Below are 1768 nucleotides of genomic sequence, written 5' to 3' on the forward strand. Positions count from 1 at the left end.
TACGCGCACCTTCGCCTTGCCGCCCGCGATGTACACGGAACCGCCCTGGCTGGACCACTTCTTGAAGCCCTCCCTGGGGTGGTATGCTGCACCGCCGAGCTGTTCCCTTTCGGCCAGGAGTATCGCCTCCACGAGCCTTGCGCCCATCTCCCTCGACAGCGCGTCAAGGCAGCTTTTCCCCTGTTCGGCAAGGTCGGCCAGAACCACCCCGATACTGGTCGAAATGTCGATTTCTTCGCGGCGGACGATTGACAGTTTTGGGGTTCTTTTTGTACTTTTCATCATGGTGGTTATCCTCTTGCTTGGTGTTTTTTTGCTGAACCAAATTTACAAGTTGGAGACCACCTTTTTCTTTTTGGTTGCAGAAATTTCAACTAACTTTGGGGCATCTTCCTGATGATGGATGTACCTATAATCCGGACTATCTTGTTTGGGCGAAGTTGCTGAATGATCCGAAATATGTATCTTTATCAAAGCGGTTCCCTGTAACAGATCCGTCAAAGGTGTCTTTGATGAATGTTTTTGGTATAAAAGCAAACAATATGTCGCTTTACTCAACAGAAGCGCCTCTTCCTATAGAAATGGGAGGGCGTTATGGAGATGATGCCGTCATGATTATGAAAGAGCGTATTCTTGCTGATGGAAGCATTGATACGGTTTCTCTTTCGATGGTTGTCGAATCTAATGATATTTGGAAAAATGGACAAGGCCATGATCAGCAGGACAACCTTTCTATTACGCTGGCTAGTTCTGCAGAAGGATTCATTATTCAAGATAGAGGGTATTCTGGTTACGAAGATCGCTCTATGACGCACAGATTTCATCAGCACAATGTTTTGACTCGTTCGCAATCAGAATTTACTTGTCATGTTCCTTTTACAGAGGCGTGTATAGATATAGATGCTGGCGGAGACAACGAATTTATTAGTTTCAAAGATTTGAAGAACCGGACGAATCAAGCTACAGGAACAACGGCAGGTATTTTTGCGTATTCCATTGAATTTTTTGGATCAAAATATGATTATTCATTTTTTGATGATGATGCAAAATATATGAAAGTTGCAGGAGGTTTCCAAGCTACTTTAATGAAAAGTGCTGTCACCGGAGGATCTTTTGGTTATACCCCAAAACTCGGTGGTGTAGACGCTTATACTGCAAGAATTAGTTCCCCCGATAATTATCGCACAATCATGTATTTTGCGGGAAATTTTTGGGTGATTGATCGGCCTCGCGAGCAGGGTTTGGTATGGCTTGCGAATTCCCCCCTTGAAAATTGGAGTTATTCAAATGTGAGAGTTTTTACAAATTCTTCCGATGTGGGACTTGGAGAGAATCAAGCAGGAGTAATGGTTAATATCAAACAGAATGATCAGAGAAAAGATTATATTGAAGATGAGAATAATGATTCTTACTTAATAAATCACTGGTATGCGTTGCAAGATATTTCAACCAAATCTTATGTGATGAATTACTCCATTGATGGTTCACTTTTTAGGAAAATATCTGAAAAGTGCCCTGCTGATTGCCAATGTTTTGAGTCTACCGACGGTCGGTATAAAATGGTTGTTCCTCCGAGGAATGAAATTTTTAAATTAAATGAGGTTTTTGATGGCTTCCCAAATCGATTAAAGTCCGATGCCATTGTTCTTGGTGAAAATATTAATGGAATTTGGGAATTTGTCCCTTTTTTAGTTGAAAATCCAGGTCTCCAACTGGTGTAAATCTAGGCTATTAGCGCTTCATTGTCAAGTAGTTTCATGCTCTTTTC

Annotated in this window: 2 protein-coding genes; one reads left to right on the forward strand and one right to left on the reverse strand. The window is 41.8% G+C overall.

The window, feature by feature from the left end:
* Nucleotides 1-285: hypothetical protein (locus BUB55_RS13710; protein ID WP_143152881.1), on the reverse strand; the 285-nt coding region annotated here is incomplete at its 3' end.
* A gap of 95 nt (nucleotides 286-380) precedes the next feature.
* Here BUB55_RS13710 and BUB55_RS13715 point away from each other — a divergent pair.
* A complete protein-coding gene (locus BUB55_RS13715; RefSeq protein WP_143153093.1) occupies nucleotides 381-1721 on the forward strand; it encodes a hypothetical protein in 1341 nt (446 codons plus the stop codon).
* Nucleotides 1722-1768 lie beyond the last annotated feature (47 nt).

Origin of the sequence: Fibrobacter sp. UWP2, assembly GCF_900141705.1 — a bacterium.
Lineage (GTDB): Bacteria > Fibrobacterota > Fibrobacteria > Fibrobacterales > Fibrobacteraceae > Fibrobacter.